At 62.8% G+C, this 16,956-nt stretch carries 14 protein-coding genes and 1 pseudogene; 8 read left to right on the top strand and 7 right to left on the bottom strand.

The features are described 5' to 3' along the window. The 3 genes and pseudogenes from GJ634_RS02320 to GJ634_RS02310 all read right to left on the bottom strand — a co-directional run. Positions 1–580 (bottom strand): annotated as a pseudogene (locus GJ634_RS02320) (cytochrome ubiquinol oxidase subunit I); the annotation flags it as partial. Positions 581–892: 312 nt separating this feature from the next. Beyond that, positions 893–2,011, bottom strand: a complete 1,119-nt coding sequence (locus GJ634_RS02315) for an aminotransferase class V-fold PLP-dependent enzyme (protein WP_157500319.1) — start codon at positions 2,009–2,011, stop codon at positions 893–895. Between the two features lie 15 nt (positions 2,012–2,026). Beyond that, entirely contained in the window at positions 2,027–2,365 is a 339-nt protein-coding gene (locus GJ634_RS02310; RefSeq protein WP_157500318.1) for a co-chaperone YbbN, read from the bottom strand. A gap of 170 nt (positions 2,366–2,535) precedes the next feature. Between GJ634_RS02310 and GJ634_RS02305 the strand changes: the two genes are divergently transcribed. Both GJ634_RS02305 and GJ634_RS02300 read left to right on the top strand, forming a co-directional pair. Continuing rightward, the gene (locus tag GJ634_RS02305) at positions 2,536–2,976 is read left to right on the top strand and encodes a DUF302 domain-containing protein (protein WP_157500317.1); all 441 of its coding nucleotides are present in this window, start codon (positions 2,536–2,538) and stop codon (positions 2,974–2,976) included. Position 2,977: 1 nt separating this feature from the next. After that, positions 2,978–3,538: a class I SAM-dependent methyltransferase gene (locus GJ634_RS02300; RefSeq protein ID WP_157500316.1), complete on the top strand. Its 561-nt coding sequence runs from the start codon at positions 2,978–2,980 to the stop codon at positions 3,536–3,538. Between the two features lie 163 nt (positions 3,539–3,701). Here the strand turns inward: GJ634_RS02300 and GJ634_RS02295 are convergent, their stop codons facing one another. Continuing rightward, positions 3,702–4,706, bottom strand: coding sequence for a HEAT repeat domain-containing protein (locus GJ634_RS02295; protein WP_157500315.1), 1,005 nt, complete (start codon positions 4,704–4,706; stop codon positions 3,702–3,704). A gap of 276 nt (positions 4,707–4,982) precedes the next feature. On the opposite strand from GJ634_RS02295, the gene GJ634_RS02290 reads away from it, so the two are divergent. The 6 genes from GJ634_RS02290 (at position 4,983) to GJ634_RS02265 (ending at position 12,303) form a co-directional block, all read left to right on the top strand. Continuing rightward, complete coding sequence (locus GJ634_RS02290; RefSeq protein WP_157500314.1) at positions 4,983–5,777, top strand: hypothetical protein; 795 nt, start codon at positions 4,983–4,985, stop codon at positions 5,775–5,777. Between the two features lie 202 nt (positions 5,778–5,979). After that, positions 5,980–6,192: a hypothetical protein gene (locus tag GJ634_RS02285; protein ID WP_157500313.1), complete on the top strand. Its 213-nt coding sequence runs from the start codon at positions 5,980–5,982 to the stop codon at positions 6,190–6,192. A 181-nt stretch (positions 6,193–6,373) separates the two neighbouring features. Further along, complete coding sequence (locus GJ634_RS02280) at positions 6,374–8,530, top strand: PAS domain S-box protein (RefSeq protein ID WP_157500312.1); 2,157 nt, start codon at positions 6,374–6,376, stop codon at positions 8,528–8,530. A gap of 203 nt (positions 8,531–8,733) precedes the next feature. Continuing rightward, the gene (locus GJ634_RS02275; RefSeq protein WP_197425364.1) at positions 8,734–9,573 is read left to right on the top strand and encodes a glycine betaine ABC transporter substrate-binding protein; all 840 of its coding nucleotides are present in this window, start codon (positions 8,734–8,736) and stop codon (positions 9,571–9,573) included. Further along, positions 9,566–11,401, top strand: a complete 1,836-nt coding sequence (locus GJ634_RS02270) for a HAMP domain-containing protein (protein WP_157500310.1) — start codon at positions 9,566–9,568, stop codon at positions 11,399–11,401. Before GJ634_RS02275 ends, GJ634_RS02270 begins: the two co-directional genes overlap by 8 nt. Positions 11,402–11,694: 293 nt before the next feature. Next, positions 11,695–12,303 carry a trimeric intracellular cation channel family protein gene (locus tag GJ634_RS02265; protein ID WP_157500321.1) on the top strand — a complete coding sequence of 203 codons (609 nt, stop codon included), beginning with the start codon at positions 11,695–11,697 and terminating at the stop codon, positions 12,301–12,303. 39 nt (positions 12,304–12,342) lie between these two features. Here GJ634_RS02265 and gdhB read toward each other — a convergent pair whose 3' ends face one another. The 3 genes from gdhB to GJ634_RS02250 form a co-directional block, all read right to left on the bottom strand. Continuing rightward, positions 12,343–13,638, bottom strand: a complete 1,296-nt coding sequence (gene gdhB / locus GJ634_RS02260; RefSeq protein WP_157500309.1) for a glutamate dehydrogenase GdhB — start codon at positions 13,636–13,638, stop codon at positions 12,343–12,345. A 2-nt stretch (positions 13,639–13,640) separates the two neighbouring features. Then, complete coding sequence (locus GJ634_RS02255; protein WP_157500308.1) at positions 13,641–13,784, bottom strand: rubrerythrin-like domain-containing protein; 144 nt, start codon at positions 13,782–13,784, stop codon at positions 13,641–13,643. 157 nt (positions 13,785–13,941) lie between these two features. Continuing rightward, positions 13,942–16,815: a bacterio-opsin activator domain-containing protein gene (locus GJ634_RS02250; protein WP_157500307.1), complete on the bottom strand. Its 2,874-nt coding sequence runs from the start codon at positions 16,813–16,815 to the stop codon at positions 13,942–13,944. Positions 16,816–16,956 lie beyond the last annotated feature (141 nt).

The raw sequence follows: 16,956 nt of genomic DNA, 5'->3' as shown, positions 1-16,956 counted from the left end.
CCGCTGCGACCGGGTCAGTGAGCTTGGCGATCTCCATCCCGTTGCGGGCTGACCATCTCGTCGAGCCCGAGGCGTCTGCATCCACGCGTTGACGACCAGGATCCAGAACCCCGACAGCCAAGCACCGACGCCGACGAGGACCGAGGAGAGGACGTACGTTCGGTCCGCGATCCGCTCGCGGCCGTACAGCAACACGCCGAGAAAGACGGCTTCCAAGAAGAACGCCATCTTCGCCTCGAACGCGAGTGGCCCACCGATCAGTTCACCGGCGATTGTGGCGAACTGCGGGAAGTTCGTCCCGAACTGGAAACTCATCGGGATACCGGTGACCGTTCCCATCACGAAGCCAGCGGCGAACACCTTCACCCAAAACGAGCGTAACCGCGCATACTGCTGCTCGTTAGTCCGGACGTCTTTCCAAGTGAAGTAGATGATAAACGGTGCGAGCCCAATCGAGAGAGACGCGAAAAATGATGTGCACGGAGATCGTCCATCCAAACTGCATACGGCTCGCGGTTTCTGGAGAGAGCAAGGCCATCCACCCCAGGTCGACGGTGGACAGAAGTGTCGCTGGGACCATGGATTAGGCGTTGCTGGGCACAATATGATTAGCCACCAGGCGATTCCCGGATTTCGGTGTTCCCCGAAAAGGTTTTTGTAGATAAGAATATATTTTTATGAATGAAGTAGAAAAGTCCGGGCTAGGAGATACACCAGGTTTGTAACCTCTCGGCGCGAGGACCACCGAGGCCGCACGAGAAAGTTAGTGCCAACAGAGGGGAAAGAATGGTCTTCGGTAGGAACCTAAACGCTCACGCTGCCCCGGCAGATGGGCGGTTTACTGATTCAGCCTGACGAAATGCGACAGTCGAAGTGAACCCTTCTACGGTTGTCAGGTCCACTCAGATTCGAGTGCGTCCAGCAGCCGCTCGACCTCGGCGTGAGTGTTGACCGCGTGGACCGACGCACGGACAGCGTCCGGCGTCGGCACCGCACGAACGACGATTCCCTCCGACGCGAGTCGCTCGACGGTCGCTTCGGGGTCGTCCACGTCGATTGTCACGAGTCCCGACTCGGGGTCTGCAGGACTGAGGAGCCGGTCGTCGGGGACGCCATCGGCCAGCTGGCCAGCCAATTCCTGAATCCGGTCCGCAATACGGTCGACACCGACCTCGTCGATCGCGTCGATGGCCTCCGCCAGGGCGACGTGCGGAGCCGGGTTCGCCGAGCCGACCTCGAACCGGCGGGCGCCGGCTGCGAACTCGTAGGGGTCTGCAGTCGGCGTCTCGACGCTTCGATACCCAACTGTGGTCGGCAGCAGGGAGTCAGCAGCTGTCCGGTCGACGTAGAGGAAGCCGCCGCCCCACAGCCCTAGCAGCCACTTGTGGCCGGCCGCCGCGACGGCGTCCGCACCCCACTCGCCGACGTCCATCGGGAGTTGTCCAGGCACCTGGACAGCGTCGACGAGCGCGAACGCGCCGGCTTCGTGAGCGATGTCGACCAGGTCGGCGACCGGCAACTGGGTGCCGTGGGTCCAAGTCACGGCGCTGAAACAGGCCAGACGCGCGTCGGCGACAGCATCGGCGAAGGCGTCGAGGTCGATGCGGCCGTTCTCCGTCTCGACGACGCGAACCTCGACGCCCTCCTGTTCTAGGCGTTGCCACGGGAGCGTCCCGGCAGGGTGTTCGAGGTCGGTTCGAACGACGGTGTCGCCGGGTTCCCAGTCGATGGCGGTCGCGACAGCGTTGATGCCCGCGGTCGTGCTCTCCGTGAGCGCGATCTCGTCGGTGTCCGCACCGACGAAGGTGGCGACGCGCTCACGAACGCGGTCGTAGGCGTCGAACGCCGCCTCGTAGGGGTCGTTTTGCGTGCTCGTTTCGTATTCGTGTGCCCGGACGAACTCGTCAGCAGCCTCGACGACGTACCGTGGACTCGGCCCGTGAGCGCCGAAATTCAGGTAGACATCCTCGTGCAGGGCGGGCGTGTCGGCGCGGAGTTCTCTCGGGTTCATCTCGTTGTCGGTGAGTTAGTCGTTGTACTGAGCAATCAGGTCGCGGAGCGTCTGTTCGGTCTGGCCGCCGCGAATCTGTTTCACCGGTTGCCCGTCGACGAACAGGACGAACGTGGGCGTGCTCTGGGCACCGAACTCGATTGCTGTTTCGAGATTCGATTCGATGTCGATTGTCAGGACGGACGCGTCCGTGTCTTCCGCGAGTGTTTCGAGAACCGGCTTCATCCGCTTGCAGGTGCCACACCACTCCGTGTAGAACTCCACGAGCGCGACGCTACTGTCTTCGACGACGGTTTTGATGTCGTCGTCATCAAGCGAAATCACACTATCTGTCTCTGCTGCCTGTGTTGCCATTATTAGCCGGTACGCACCGCCCCCTTAATAGTCTTGCTCTATTTACACAATATAATGTGTCTACTCTACTCTGGTTGGCATCAGGAAGTAGGCTTTGTCCGCTCCAAAATCCCAGGCTCACGAAAAATACCCGAAGGGACTTTGTGCTATCAGCCCAATATAACACACGAATGACGCTCCCAATCGACCCGAGCCAGATCGATTCGAAAGACATCGGCGAAGAACAGGCGACACTCGAGATGAGCCACGAGGAAGCGATCGAACACGTCCGGGACGTGTTCACGGACGCCGGGTTCGGCGTCCCCGTCGAATTCTCGCCCTCCGAGATGCTCAACGAGAAGGTCGACGCGGGCCGCGACCCCTACTACGTGCTCGGCGCGTGCAACCCAGAGGTTGCCGACCGCGCGCTGGACGCAACCGACAACAAACTCGGCGCGCTCATGGCCTGTAACGTCGTCATCTGGGAAGAAGAGCCTGGCAAACAGGTCGTCTACCACGTCTCCATCATGCGCATCGCTCGCCTTGTCGGCATGGCGCCGGACAACGAGGAGATGGCCGATATCGTAGCTGACACCGGCGAACTCGTCGACGAGGCGTTCGCGAACCTCTAACATGGGATATCACACGTTCGACGCCGACCGCGCCGACAAACTCGAGGACGCACAGCGCCGGTACCGCTTCCTCTCGGCGGAGGAACTCCTCCGGGCGCTGTCACCAGATGGGGACGAGACGGTCGCCGATTTCGGGAGCGGGACCGGCTTCTACACCGACGACGTCGCACCAGCTGTCGACCACGTGTACGCTATCGACATCCAAGAGGCGATGCACGACTACTACCGGGAGAAGGGCGTCCCCGAGAACGTCGACCTCGTGACCAGCGGCGTCGACGACCTCCCAATCGAGACCAGCAGTCTCGACGCTGCGTTCTCGACGATGACCTACCACGAGTTCGCGAGCGAGCAGGCGTTGAGCGAACTCAGTCGCGTGCTCACGGCACAGGGCACGCTCGTCACCGTCGACTGGGCGGCTTCCGGAAGTGGGGATCACGGCCCACCCGTCGACGAGCGGTATTCCGCCACTGAGGCGGCGAGTGCGCTCCGTCAGCACGGATTCACAATCGAATTCGAAGCGGTGCGACCGGAGACGTTTCTGCTAACGGCAACTGCAGAATAACCAGCAGTCATAGGGGTGCTGGTATCCCGGCGTCTCGTTGCAGGAGCTACAGTCGAGGCGCCAAAACCTAGCCGACAGCGGTCGCTGGCGGTCGAACAGTTGTTCCCGGGCCGGAATTTCCGGGTACAGGTCTCCGTGTTCGTCGGCGGGAACGAGACCACGGTCACGACGGCCGCCCACACTCTGGACACACCGGTGGCCCATGGTTGGGCAACGCACGCCCACATTCCCGACACATAGCCTCACCCGGCCGCGTGATGTCCGCAACGACTTCCTCCGTCTCTTCCCGGATACCTCGAATAGAGCCAACCCCGACGACTGCCTCGGCACTGCCCTCATCACGAGCGTCGAGCGCGTACCGCGCCCGTTCAGCGGCGAACGACGACTCCTCGTCAGCCAGCGACGCGAGCCGTGCCTCCGGAACCTCACACTCCAACTCGTCGGCCCGCGCGACCAACCCGAGTGCCTCCGCGGCACGACCGCGAACGTACGGACTCTCGTCCTCGAGACACGCCCCGAGCGCCGCCTGACAATCCGCAAGCGCCGACGGCCGCTCACAGCCGACGACGGCAATCGCCGTCAGCAAGTGATATCGAACGAGTTCAGCGTCGTCATCGAGGTGTGTAGCCAGCTCTCCGGTGTGGTGGGTGAGTCGTTGCGGGCGGCCGAGCGCGACGCATTCGAGGGCTTTCGCCAACTTCGCCACGACCTCGGGCTCGTCGAAGGAGAGCCCGACGCGGAGTTCCGCGAGGAACGCCCGCAAATCGACGGCCCGTGGCTCGTCGCGAGCGACGTAGCCGAGTGCCTCAGCAGCGCGAGCGCGCACGTAGTAGAACTCCTCGTCGTCCGCGAGTCGTCCGAGCAACGGCTCGGACACCCGGCCGACGGCGGCCGGTTCTGCGTCGGCAACGGCGACGAACACCTTCGCGGTGGTCAACCGGACCGACCGCTTCGGGTCGTCGAGGAACGGGGCGAGCTCCGGGAGTACGGACGTGAACACGGTGGGTTGTGTCGTTGCGAGGTCGTGGAGGGCTTGCAGCGCCTCGTGGCGCGCGTCGGAGTCCGCGGCCGTATACTGTTCGAGGGCAGTTACCGCGGCGTCGTGGGCGCCCGTTTCGACGTACTCCGTCAGTCGGTCAGTCGGCGGGACGTCGGTTCCCTCGTCCATGTGGTCCTCTGTGTGGCCTACCGCTGTACACCGTGAAAAAGGTCACTCGTTTTGCCTGCTCCGTGGGCTCCTTTCGGGTTGGTGGGTTCGACGGGCGGTGGGTGTCCGTCCCTGGTTTCGGTCGGGGTCTCGCGTCGGAACGCTTATCATGTTTTAGGTTAACCTAAAGAACGATTGCCGGGAGCGGTCCACCACGACCGCTCGCGGAACCCGAGCGACTCGCACGTCCAACCGATACAGGCCCAGCCGACCCCACGACAAACCCACTCACAGACCATGCCAACCGACCGCCACCTCGACGACGCCCGCGACCTCGCGCGCTCGGAGCGCGAGGCCGTCACCGCGAAACTCGAGGCCTACGACCAGTTCACCGCACGCGTCCAGAACCTCTCGATAGACGCTACCCACGCCAGCCAGAGCGCGCCAGCACTGGCCACCGGCGGCGCCCAAACCGCCAAAACGACAGCCAACGCCGACACCGGCTGTGCCAGCGTCCGCGCCGCGTTCCGAGACACCATCCGGCCGTACAGCGTCGCAGACCTCGACGACGACGAACCACTCCTCGAAACGATTCGCTCCGAGCTCTCCGACTCGATCGCCGTCGCCGTCGCCCCGACGACCGACGCCTCGTTCACCGAGAGCCTCCGCGACGCCATCGTCGCCGCCACGCAATCCCAACGCCTCGAAGCCCGCGCGATGCAGACCGGCCTCGACGCCGAACTCGACCACCTACGAGATGCAGCCGACACCCTCGACCAGATTCTCGAGTGGCTAATCGACACCGACGAGACCCCACTCACCGACCTCGACTTCGACGAGCTCCGAGCACGCCACGAGACACTTGCCACCCACCGCGAGCGCTGCAGCCGCCTGCTCGCCGACCGACAACGGTTCCTCGACAAGTCCCCGAAGATCGACGGCCAAGAGGGGATGAGCCACCGAACACTCGTCCGGTACCTCTACTACGACCTCCCTGTCGCCTTCCCCGTCCTCTCGGCGGGCGTCCACGTGGAGACGCTGTGCGCCGACAGCCAACTCGCCATCCGCGACCACCTCACTCGGCGAGTGTAACCAACGCTCCGGCACCGATTCGAAGGTTTCAAGGACGAACCCAACAGCGTATCGCGAAACCTAGCAGGAGTTCGCTATACGGGTTTTATCCGGGAAATTGGGTGAAACTGCTGGGTAGTTCAGTACACGACTCGAACAGTCATTTCAGCTCACGCAACGCTGCCCCAGTCTCTTTTACCTCTCGGAGACATGTCCGATACAGATGTCTGAGGATTCCGACGACCCTGACGGAGAACGGGTCGTCTTCGCAATACTGGTTGGGGTGACCTTCGGAGCTGCGCTCGGAACGACAGTTCTCCAAGATATCACACAGGGTATTGTTGTTGGTGTCGTCGTTGGAACCCTCGCTGCCCTCGTCTTCCCAGAGCGGACAGACCGGCTCTTCGAGACGGTAACAGACAAACTCGAAGAATAAATCTGCCGCACTGACCGATAAGTAACGGGTGATAGAGTGTGAAGGCGGGCCGGACGCTTTGTTAGAGCGTTCGTGCGACCGGAAAGACCGGCTTTCCCCGGCGGAACGCGAGCGCTATTCTTCCAGCGCTGGCGACGTGACAACTGATAAGACTATTACCGGTTGGGTCCGAACGGAGACTATGACCGGTGACGCTGGCGTCCCCCCGGACTCACTACCGCTCTTAGCCTCACAGGAAATAGAGGTCCTCCACATCGACGACGACGCGAATTTCGCCGACCTCGTCGCGACGTTCCTCGAACGCGAACATGACGCGATTACCGTCCGCACAGAAACCAGTCCTCGTGACGCGCTCGCGGTTCTCGACTCCGAGGAGTCCTCCGTCGACTGTATCGTCAGTGACTACGACATGCCGGAGTTGGACGGCTTGGCGGTCCTCGAACGAGTACGAGAGACCTATCCTGACCTTCCGTTTGTCCTCTTCACGGGGAAAGGCAGCGAGGAGATCGCCAGCGAGGCCATCACGGCCGGTGTCACTGATTACCTGCAGAAATCCGGTGGGACCGAGCAGTACAGCGTCCTCGCAAACCGCATCCAGAACGCGGTCGAGGGCTACCGGGCGGAACGCTACATGAACCGTGGTCTCGAGGCCATCGAGACTGCGAAGGACGGAATCAGTATTCTCAACGAGGACGGCTACATCGAGTACGCGAACGCCGCCTGCGCGGAGATGCTCGGGTACACCCGCGAGGAGTTCACCGGCCTCCACTGGGAGGTCCTCTACCACGACGACGACGTCCAGTACGTCTACGACACCCTGCTCCCGGAAGCACGCGACGGCGGCTGGCACGGCACCACGACGTTCGTCCGGAAGAACGGCGAGGAACTCGACGTCGAACACACGCTCTCCTACACTGCAGACGACTCACTCATTTGCACGCTCAGCCCACAAGCACCGACCGACGCGAGCACGGACCACCTGTCGGCGAAAGCGAAGGGGATGGACGAAGCGCCCGTCGGTATCGTCCTGACCGACCCGTATCAGGACGACAATCCGATCATCTACGCGAACGACAAGTTCACGGCCCTCACTGGCTACGAGCAACAAGAGGTCGTGGGCCGGAACTGCCGATTCCTCCAGGGCGAGGAGACCGCAGCTGAACCTCTCGAGGAACTCCGGACGGCGGTCGATAACCGGGAACCGGTAACCGTCGAGCTGCGGAACTACCGGAAGGACGGCACGATGTTCTGGAACCGCGTCCGCGTCGCCCCCGTGTTCGACGACGACGGCGACCTCGAACTCTTCGTCGGCTTCCAGGATGACGTCACGGAACGGAAACAGAACGAGCAGCAGTTACAGTCCCACAGCGCGCGGCTCGAGGCGCTGTTCGAACACTCCCCGGACATGTTTGCGGTCCACGACATCGACGGCAAGATTCGGGACGTCAACCAGCGGCTGTGTGACGAGCTCGGTTACACTGAATCGGAACTCGTCGGCCAGTACGTCTGGGACATCGACCCGACGGTAGACCGCGACCGCGCGTCGTCGTTCTGGGAGACACTCCCGCCGAACACCCCACACCGCTTCGAGGGCGAATTCGAACGCAAAGACGGGTCGACGTTCCCCATCGAGATCCACCTCATCCGCCTCAACTTGGACGGCGAAGACCGGTTCGTGGCGATGGACCGCGACATCACCGACCAGAAGCGCCGCGAACGCGAACTCGTCCAACAGAACGAGCGATTAGACCGGTTCACGAGCGTCGTGAGCCACGACCTGCGGAACCCGCTGCAAGTGGCGAAGGGCCGCCTCGAACTACTTCGAGACGACTGCGACAGCGACCACATCGACGACATCGATCACGCGCTGGAACGCATGGATTCGATGATTGCGGATTTGCTGACGCTCGCCCAAACCGGGGAGGAAGCGATGACGATTGAAACGGTCAAGTTATCGGACCTTGCGAAGACGTGCTGGGAAACACTGTCGGGGACAGACGCGACGTTGAATATTGATACCGAGCGGACTGTCGAAGCGGACCGCGATCAGCTCCAGCAACTGCTCACCAATCTCCTCCGGAACGCGGTCGAGCACGGCGGGCCAACTGTGACAGTCACAATTGGAGACACTACGGACGGGTTCTACGTCGCTGACGATGGGGTTGGACTTCCCGATTCAGCGGGCGAGCAGGTGTTTGACGCCGGGTACACGACAGCTGACAACGGGACAGGGTTTGGCCTCAGTATCGTTGAGGAAGTCGCCAGTCGGCACGACTGGACAGTCACTGCCTCGAACGGAGCTCGGGGTGGTGCGCGCTTCGAGATTACGACGGCTTGACCAAGGAGACGTACTCGGCGTCTGTTTAGCTAGCAATTGCTGGTCGAGCCGGCCCGTGGTTATATGTCATTCGCTGTTACATATACGGTGATATGCCGTCCACGCGCCGCCAGTACTTGCGACGTGTTGGACAAGCTGGCAGCGTGGCTGCGGTGAGTGTACTTGGAGGGTGTGTTGAAAGGGCACGACCTGAAGCAGAACCGGTGACTGTTCGAATCGGGTCGAAGCCGTTCGCTGAGCAGCGAATCCTTGGGTACCTCGCCTACGAACGACTACGAGAAGTCGAGCGGGTTCGGGCCGTAGATGGGATTGGCGCCGGCAACTCGCTGTCGAACTGGAACGCCACAGCAACCGGCGACCAACACCTGTACTGGGAGTACACCGGTACAGCGTGGCTCCAACTCCCGCCTCGACACGAGGAACGAATTACCGACCCCGGGTTGTTGTTCGAGCGCGTGCAAGCGGACGCTAACTCCCAGCAACTCCAGTTAGCTGACCCGGCACCGCTCTCGAACGAGTACGTCATCGTCGCTGACGCGAGCTGGGCGGAACAGACCGGAATATCGACCATCAGCGACTTGGCAGCCTTCATCCGCAACGGGGGGAATACGCCCGGTGTTGCGGTCAACGAGGAGTTCTATCACCGAGAGGACGGGTGGCGTGGACTCGCTGCCTATTATGGAATCGAAACTGTGAGCGGCGAGCCATTCATCGTCACGTCCATCGGGCTGACGTACGAACTACTCGAACAGGGCCGCGTCAAGGTTGCGAGTGGGTTTGCGACGGACCCGCAGCTCGGACGCGCAACGGTCACCGTCCTCGAAGACGACCGCGACTACTTCCTCCCCTATCAGCCAGCGCCGACGGCGTACGCACCACTTATCGACGACCACCCGGAGATTTTCCAGATGCTCGCGCCCGTTGCATCAGCACTCGATAAGCCAACGATGCGAGCGCTCAACAGCCGCGTCCTCCTCGATGGAGTTCATCCGTTCGCGGTCGCAACACAGTTTATAGAGAACGAGGGTCTCGACGATGCGTAGATCCCCGTCTTCTATCCCGGTCCTCGGAACGATTATCGACGGTGTACGGTCGTCGTTCCGGCGGAAACTTACCGCAGCGCTCCTCGTCGTCTTTCTCGTCATCAGTCTCGGCACAGCAGGCCTGTACGTACAGGTTGGCGGATTGCTCGAGGAGAACGTCGAACAGTCGATGACAGCGGCGGCCGAGACTGAAGCGGACGAATTACGCGAATGGGGCGGCAAGAACCGCCTCGTCGCTCAGCTTCTCTCCGAACATCCCGTCTTCGAGGAAGGCGACCACGCGGAGATCCGCGCGTATCTACAGGCACAGCAGGACGGGAGACTGGAAACGGGGCTCGTTCGAGCGTACGTAATCGACCGGCGGAATCAAACTGTCGCGGTTAGTTCGGCTGCAGAGCTTGAGGGGCAGGCTGTCGAAGAACTCGACTGGACGGAACAGTTTGCGTTCCAGGATTTCGACGACGTCCAGATGACTGACCCGTACGCCGCGCAAAACGAGACCGTCATCGGATTCATTAGCCCAATTCGTCGGGCGCCGGAGAAGCTCCTCGTCGTCGAAGTCGATACCGCGACAATCTTTGACCGGTTCGAACATCCCGTCGACGGCGGCTTTACGCGAGTGGTCAACTCCAACGGGACGGTCGTGTTCAGTGATGATGCAACGGCGACGCTCACGCAATACCGCGAGGGAAACCGTCGCGTACAGGCGGTCAGCCGCGGTCTCCGTGGAACCTCCGGGTTCACGGAGTCACCAGCTTACGAGAATCGCGATGGTATCGACGGTGAGTACGTTGCGGCGTATGCACCTGTTTCGAACACCGACTGGATCGTCGTTGAGCACGCGCCAGCCAGTGAAGCGTACGTCATTACCCAGCAAGCGCTTCGGTGGATCGGTGGAATCGCAGCGTTCACCCTGGTTGCGCTCGTGGGTGTCGTCGGCGTTCTCGGCCGGGATGTGACCGGGGCACTTTCTCGGCTAACCGATCGGGCAAAGCAGATCGAAGATGGGCAGTACGACGTGGCGTTCGATACCGACCGGCCGGACGAATTCGGCGACCTCAATCGGACGATAGCATCGACACGGGATGCCCTCCAGCAGCGCATCAAGGAGCTCCGCAGAGCACAGGCAGAGCTTGAGGCCTCGAATGCGACGCTCGAAGAACGGTCCGAGATGGTGAACGTACTGAATCGCATCCTCCGGCACAACGTTCGCAACGAGGTGAACATCATTACTGGTCGCGCGGAACTGGCCGCCTCACGCGTCGATGACGAGGCTGTACAGGCCGATTTGGAGTGCGTTCAGGAAGCCGCATGGGAACTCAGTACGATTTCCGACCGGACGCAACGCATCAAGCAACTGCTCGCCGAAGAGAACACTGAACCCCAACCAGTACCCGTAGACGAGATCGCGTCGAAGGTCGCGGAGGTCGATGTCGACACGACGTGCGCCGATGTCGAATTCCACGCTGGGACAGACGACGCGGCAATTCGAGCGACACAGACGTTCCCAACTGCAGTTGCCGACGTTGTCCACCAGATTGCGACACACAACGATGGCGACGTTCACGTCGACGTCACGATCTCCGTCCACGACTCTGAGTCCCCCGAAGAAAACGTCGTTCTCCGAATCGACGATGATGCCGATGGGCTTCCAGAATTAGACGTCCAAGCTGTCAACGCCGGCGACGAGACACCACTCAATCACGCGGAGGGGCTAGCGCTGTGGTGTCTCGAATGGACGGTGGCGAAATCCGACGGGGAACTACAGGTCGATCCAGCGAACGCGACTCTCAAAATCCGGATCCCGACTGCCTCGACTCCGACGTAGCCAGAGTCCCGTATCGACTCCTGTTAACTGGAGGTCGGTCCGACTACGCGTTTACCCTGAAGTAGCTAAACCTATATTTCAACGGTCTTTACCTCTTATGATGATATGATTTCCGTCTAACACTCACGAATTTAACTATATCTATGGTATCGCAATCTGCACCTCCCCTTCTATGGGTCCGAGAAGCCGGATAGCGTCAACCGTTAGAGACAGGACACTGGAACTCGCTACGCTAGGTGACCACAGTGATCGACGACGTCCTGCGAACGCTCTTCGGCGACCCTTTCGCGGTGATGAATACGATCGGGCTGGTAGCGTTCGCTCTCGTCGGTTCATCGAAGGCAATCCGGGAGGAGTTCGACGTTCTCGGCGTCGTCATCGTCGGGCTGGCGATGGCATTCGCCGGTGGCGCGACCCGCGACCTCCTCGTGACTCGCGTCCCACTGGCGCTCCAGTCACCAATCGAAATCAGTCTCGGACTGCTCGGCGTTGGCTTGGCCATCGCCCTGAGTGTCGGCTTGGAGTCACCGGACACGCACCCGGTCACGCTCGTCGCCGACGCAATCGGCCTCGCTGCCTTCGCAACCACCGGCGCGATTGTCGCAAGTGACGCGGGGGTCACCGCATTCGGCGTCGTCGCAATCGCGACAATCAACGCCGTCGGGGGCGGCGCGTTCGCCGACATCCTCCTCGACCGCGCGCCGTTTATCCTCTTCGAGGATTTCTACGCTAGCTGTGCCGTCCTCGGAGGGGTAGCGTACTGGGCCGCCACGACGATCGGAACAACTGCGGGGACCGCTGCGGTCGCCTGTGCGGCCGTGACTGTCGGGAGCCGGCTCGTGGCGGTGACCTACGACTGGCACCTCCCGACAGCCCAGCGACTGGAATCCGCGAGAAAGTAACCGAAACGCCGCGAGGTTCAGAATCCCGCGGGCCAGGTTTCACGGCCAGAGGCCGCGGGTCTCGTGGGCTTCGGCGATGCGGGATAGCGCGACGATGTAGGCCGCGTCGCGCCACGTGACCTCGCGTGTTTCGTACTCGTCGCGGACGTCCTGCCAGGCTGCCAGCATCTCGTCCTCGAGTTCGTCGTGGACGCGTTCGAGCGACCACGCGCGTCGGTTGATGTCCTGGAGCCACTCGAAGTAGCTGACCGTCACGCCGCCCGCGTTCGCCAGAATGTCCGGAATCACGGGCACGTCTCGTTCGGCGAAAATCTCGCTCGCGGCACTCGTCGTCGGCCCGTTCGCGCCCTCGATGATGATGTCCGCTGTCACGTCGTCGGCGTTGCCCGCCGTCAGGACGTTTCCAATCGCGGCGGGAATCAGGACATCCACGTCGAGCTCCAGCAGGTCGTCGTTGGTCACTGTCTGTGGCGCCTCGTGGGTCATCACGGCCTCGGGCTCCTCGTGGTGGGACGGAATCGAGTGCGTGTCCAACCCGTTCGCGTCGTAAATCCCGCCGTTGACGTCGCTGACAGCGACGACGTTGGCACCCCAGCTGTCGAGGAGCTTCGCCGCGTTCGCGCCGACGCTCCCGAAGCCCTGAACGGCAACCGAGGTTTCTCGAATGTCCTTGTCGTAGTAGTCGATTGCTTCGCGGGCGATGATGGCGACGCTGCGGCCGGGAGCCGCGTCCCGGCCTTTGCTGCCACCGACAATCGGTGGTTTTCCGGTGACGACGCCGGGGATGGTTTCGCCTTCCTGCATCGAGTAGGCGTCCATCAGCCACGCCATCGTCTGCGGGTCCGTCCCCATGTCCGGGGCCGGGATGTCCTTCGTCGGCCCGATGACCGACCGTATTTCGTCGGTAAACCGGCGCGTCAGCTGTTCTTTCTCCCCCTCACTGAGGTCTTTGGGGTTGACGGCGATGCCGCCTTTCGCCCCGCCGAACGGGATGTCCATCACCGCGCACTTCCACGTCATCCACATCCCGAGGCCGACACACTCCTCGCGGGTGACGTCGGGGTGGTACCGAAGCCCGCCCTTGAACGGGCCGCGGACGCTGTCGTGCTGCGCTCGATACCCGGTGTAGACCTCGACGTCGCCGTTCTCGCGCTCGATGGGCACGGTGACTTCTTGGACCTTCTTCGGGTGTTTGAGGCGCTCGACGACGTTCGGGTCGATGTCGAGGTGGTCGGCAGCGTGCTGGAGCTGTCGCCGCGCCGTCTGTAGCGCGGACTCCGGTTCATTCGGTTCTGCAGGCGGCTCGTCGTCGTGCGGTGTCGACGTCGATGCCATGGTTATTCGAGCGGTGTGCGTCGATTTCGCATGTCGCCAGCGCAGTCCGGACACTGCCCCGGGTTGTCCTCGGCAAACACGACGTTCCCGCATTCGAAGCACTCGTACGGCGATTCTTCGGCCGAATTCTGGTTGACGTCCCTCATGGATATCTGAGCAGCCCGACAGCCTGCTGTCGGCGCTCTACTACGAGACAGCGGCCGTATCAGGGAATACTCGGTCGTTGAGAACTGAACACCGCCCGAGCCCGCAGCGTTTACTATTCAACAAGCCGCCGAACTGGCGGTCTCGGCAAGGCGCGTGTCAGTCCGTTTGGTGCGTGACGACCGGGGCGTGGTCGTCGATCAGCGCCGCGAACAGCTTCCGCTGGACGGTTCGGATGTGCTGGTAGAACGCCTGCGGGGAGATGTCCAACGACTCTGCGACCGCCTCCCCGGTCACCGTCCGCGGCGACTCGAAGAACCCACTGTAGTACGCCGTCTCCAGGACCTCCAGTTGCCGGTCAGTCAAACTATCCAGCACCGACGCGTAGAACCCGTGCTCGGACGCCTGCTCGCGCGTCTGCTTGGCCGTGAGCGTGACGTCGTCGAACCGCCGGGTGACGAACTGCGTGACGGTTCTGGCCTCGACGCCGCCCGGCACGTCGATCACGAGGTCCGTCCCCGCCTGCGACGCCGTCGCACTCTGCAAGACGGCACCGTGGTCTGCCAGCTCCGTCGCGAGGAACGGCGCCGCCAACCGCAGCCGCACCACGCCACCGGTCTCACCACCGCGAATCCGCTGGACATCTTCGATCATTCGTAGCCCAGCGGCCACGTCGACGACCGCGTCGACCGACGCGTCCGCGACCGTGACGAACACGTAGTTCCCGCTCGCAGTCTGCTGGACCCCGCCCTCGTACGTGAGCGTACAGTCCGCGGCCTGCGCCAGTTGCGCCAGCACGAACGACGAATCCGCGACCGAGTACTCGAGGCGCGTCATCGACGTCGTGAGCAGCGCGCGCTTGCGCTCACTGGCGCTGATCGCCGCGGCGATCGTCTCGCCGAGCTCCGCGAGCACCGTCTGAACCGTGTCGTCGAACGCGTCCGGAGACGCCGCGTACACCGTCAGCACGCCGTACGAGAGGTCGTTGTACACGAGCGGCACACTCAACACGGACAGCAGGTCGCGCGAAATCGCGGCCTTGCGCCACGCCGCCGCGCGGAGGTCGGCCGCGACGTTCGACACCAGCGTCACCTCGCCGGTCGCCGCCGACTGTCCCGCCGGCTCGACGCCGTCAGCCGCAACCGGGAACGACTGCGCGTCGAGATACCCGTGGTCGGCCCCCGCCCACGCCTGCGGCGTCACCACCTCAGTCGTGCTGTCCACCGTCCCGATCCAGGCGAACTCGAACCGCCCGTCAGCAGTCAGTCGCTCACAGACGGTGTGGTCGATCTCCTCGCGGGTCTCGGACTGCACCAGCGCCTGGTCGATCTCCCGAATCGTCTCGTTGATCTGGTTGAGCGTCGTGAGCTGGTCGTTCTGCCGCTGTAGCTCGCGGTCCTGCTCTCGGAGCTGGGACTCCCGGTCGACGCGGTCCAGCGCTGCCTCCGCCGTCGCCGCCAACAGGTCCGCTAGCTCCCGCGTCACGTCGTCGAAGACCCCGACCTCGGTCGACCCAGCGACGAACACGCCGTGGTTCCCGAGCGGGATGTACGCGACACTCCGGAGGTCGGTCGCCGGGTTCGTGAGCCGGTCGGCGTCGTGGACGTCCTCGAAGAACTGCGGCTCGTTCTCGACGAAGCTGTGGCTGGTGAGGTCGCGCCCGTCGGCGTGCACGTCCGGCAGCGGGCCGTGTGCGTCTCGCATCGACTGCGAGTACGCGGCCGGCTGGAGGTGGTTGTCCTCCGCGTCGAAGAGGTAGACGGCACTCGCGTCGAGGTCCAGAACGGCCGGTGCGTCGTCGACGACGTGCTGGGCGATCTCCTGGTGCGTTTCGGCGTACAGGAAGTCCCGAGCGGTCTCCTGCAGGGCCGCCAGCGCTTGCTCGCGCTGCTTTCGCTTCGTGATGTCACGACAGCTGTACAGCAGCGTGCCGTCCTGAATCGAGACTTCGCGCACGTTCACCAGCAGCGTGTGTTCCCGGCCAGCCTTGTCCGTCGCGGTCGTCTCGATGTTCTTCAGCACGCCGTCGTCGGCGAGGTCCTCGCGGTCGAACAGGTCGTCGCCGAGCAAGGCCTCGATGGTCCCCAGTTCCCTGATCTCCTCGGCGGTGTATCCGAAGATGAAGTGGACGTTCGGGCAGACGTACGTGTACTCGCCGTCCTCGTCGGTCATGAGGACGGTGTCGGTCATGTTGTTGAGCGTGACGCGGTGGAGTTCCTCTGACTGCCGGAGTTCGCGCTCGAGGTCGACGCGGTCTGTGATATCGACGCTATCGACGATGATCGAATCGAGGTCGCCGCGTTCGTCAGTGACCGGCTGGACGGACAGTTCCAGCACTCGCTCCCCGGCGACAGCCTCCCGAGTGACGACTGCGTGCCCGAACTCGCCACGTTTCGCGGTCTCGACCAGCCGGCGGACGTCACTCCGCGGCTGGTCGTCGTCTGGCCACCACGGCAGCGTCCAGAACGGGTCGCCGACGACGACGTCGGCGTCGACGTCGACCATGTCGCGGGCGGTCTGGTTGACGCGCTCTAGGGCGCCATCAGGGTCGAGCACCCACGTTGCCGACCGCGCGTCGTGGAACGTCGCGTCGAACTGCCGGGCCCGCTCGCGCTGTGTCCTCGCACGCTGGGCGTCCCGCAACGCCTGCTCGGTGCGCCCGAGCGCGTCGGCGACAGTCTCGTCTAATGGGTCCGTCACGGCGATGTAGTCCGTCACGTCGGCTTCGATGGCTGTACTGGCGATTGCCTCGGTCCCGTCGGCGGTCCCCAACACGACGGGGAGCGTGACGGTCGTCTCCCGAATACTACGCACGAGATCAACCCCCGTCGTGTCTGGAAGCGCGTAGTCGGTGACGACGCAATCGATGGCCGATTCTCGCAGTAGGTCGTGGGCGTCGGATGCTGTGGACACGTGGTGAACAGTCGTCTCGAACTGTTCGTGGAGCGCGTCGGTGTACGCGGTCAGCCAAGCCGTATCGCCGACAGCAGCGATCGCCGACGAATCGAGGATGCTCCGAGTGTCTGAGGGCATAGTAGAGTACGTAGTTCCGTGCGCGGCACGCACTGCCGCACACTTGGACGGTGATAACTCAACTATTCGCCCGCCACGCAAAACCTTCTCCCTTTACTATTCAACACGGCCGTAGAATCACTGTTTCACAACCAACTGCTG

It is taken from the genome of Halobacterium sp. CBA1126 (genome assembly GCF_009741975.1).
Lineage (GTDB): Archaea > Halobacteriota > Halobacteria > Halobacteriales > Halobacteriaceae > Halobacterium.
Note: the sequence above shows the minus strand (reverse complement) of the source record. Positions and strands in the feature narration are given on the sequence as shown.

Bases quoted from the DNA above. Each gene is read 5' to 3' on its own strand.
- GJ634_RS02315 (WP_157500319.1), bottom strand. From the start codon at position 2,011: ATGAACCCGAGAGAACTCCGCGCCGACACGCCCGCCCTGCACGAGGAT.
- GJ634_RS02310 (WP_157500318.1), bottom strand. From the start codon at position 2,365: ATGGCAACACAGGCAGCAGAGACAGATAGTGTGATTTCGCTTGATGAC.
- GJ634_RS02305 (WP_157500317.1), top strand. From the start codon at position 2,536: ATGACGCTCCCAATCGACCCGAGCCAGATCGATTCGAAAGACATCGGC.
- GJ634_RS02300 (WP_157500316.1), top strand. From the start codon at position 2,978: ATGGGATATCACACGTTCGACGCCGACCGCGCCGACAAACTCGAGGAC.
- GJ634_RS02295 (WP_157500315.1), bottom strand. From the start codon at position 4,706: ATGGACGAGGGAACCGACGTCCCGCCGACTGACCGACTGACGGAGTAC.
- GJ634_RS02290 (WP_157500314.1), top strand. From the start codon at position 4,983: ATGCCAACCGACCGCCACCTCGACGACGCCCGCGACCTCGCGCGCTCG.
- GJ634_RS02285 (WP_157500313.1), top strand. From the start codon at position 5,980: ATGTCTGAGGATTCCGACGACCCTGACGGAGAACGGGTCGTCTTCGCA.
- GJ634_RS02280 (WP_157500312.1), top strand. From the start codon at position 6,374: ATGACCGGTGACGCTGGCGTCCCCCCGGACTCACTACCGCTCTTAGCC.
- GJ634_RS02270 (WP_157500310.1), top strand. From the start codon at position 9,566: ATGCGTAGATCCCCGTCTTCTATCCCGGTCCTCGGAACGATTATCGAC.
- GJ634_RS02265 (WP_157500321.1), top strand. From the start codon at position 11,695: ATGAATACGATCGGGCTGGTAGCGTTCGCTCTCGTCGGTTCATCGAAG.
- gdhB (WP_157500309.1), bottom strand. From the start codon at position 13,638: ATGGCATCGACGTCGACACCGCACGACGACGAGCCGCCTGCAGAACCG.
- GJ634_RS02255 (WP_157500308.1), bottom strand. From the start codon at position 13,784: ATGAGGGACGTCAACCAGAATTCGGCCGAAGAATCGCCGTACGAGTGC.
- GJ634_RS02250 (WP_157500307.1), bottom strand. From the start codon at position 16,815: ATGCCCTCAGACACTCGGAGCATCCTCGATTCGTCGGCGATCGCTGCT.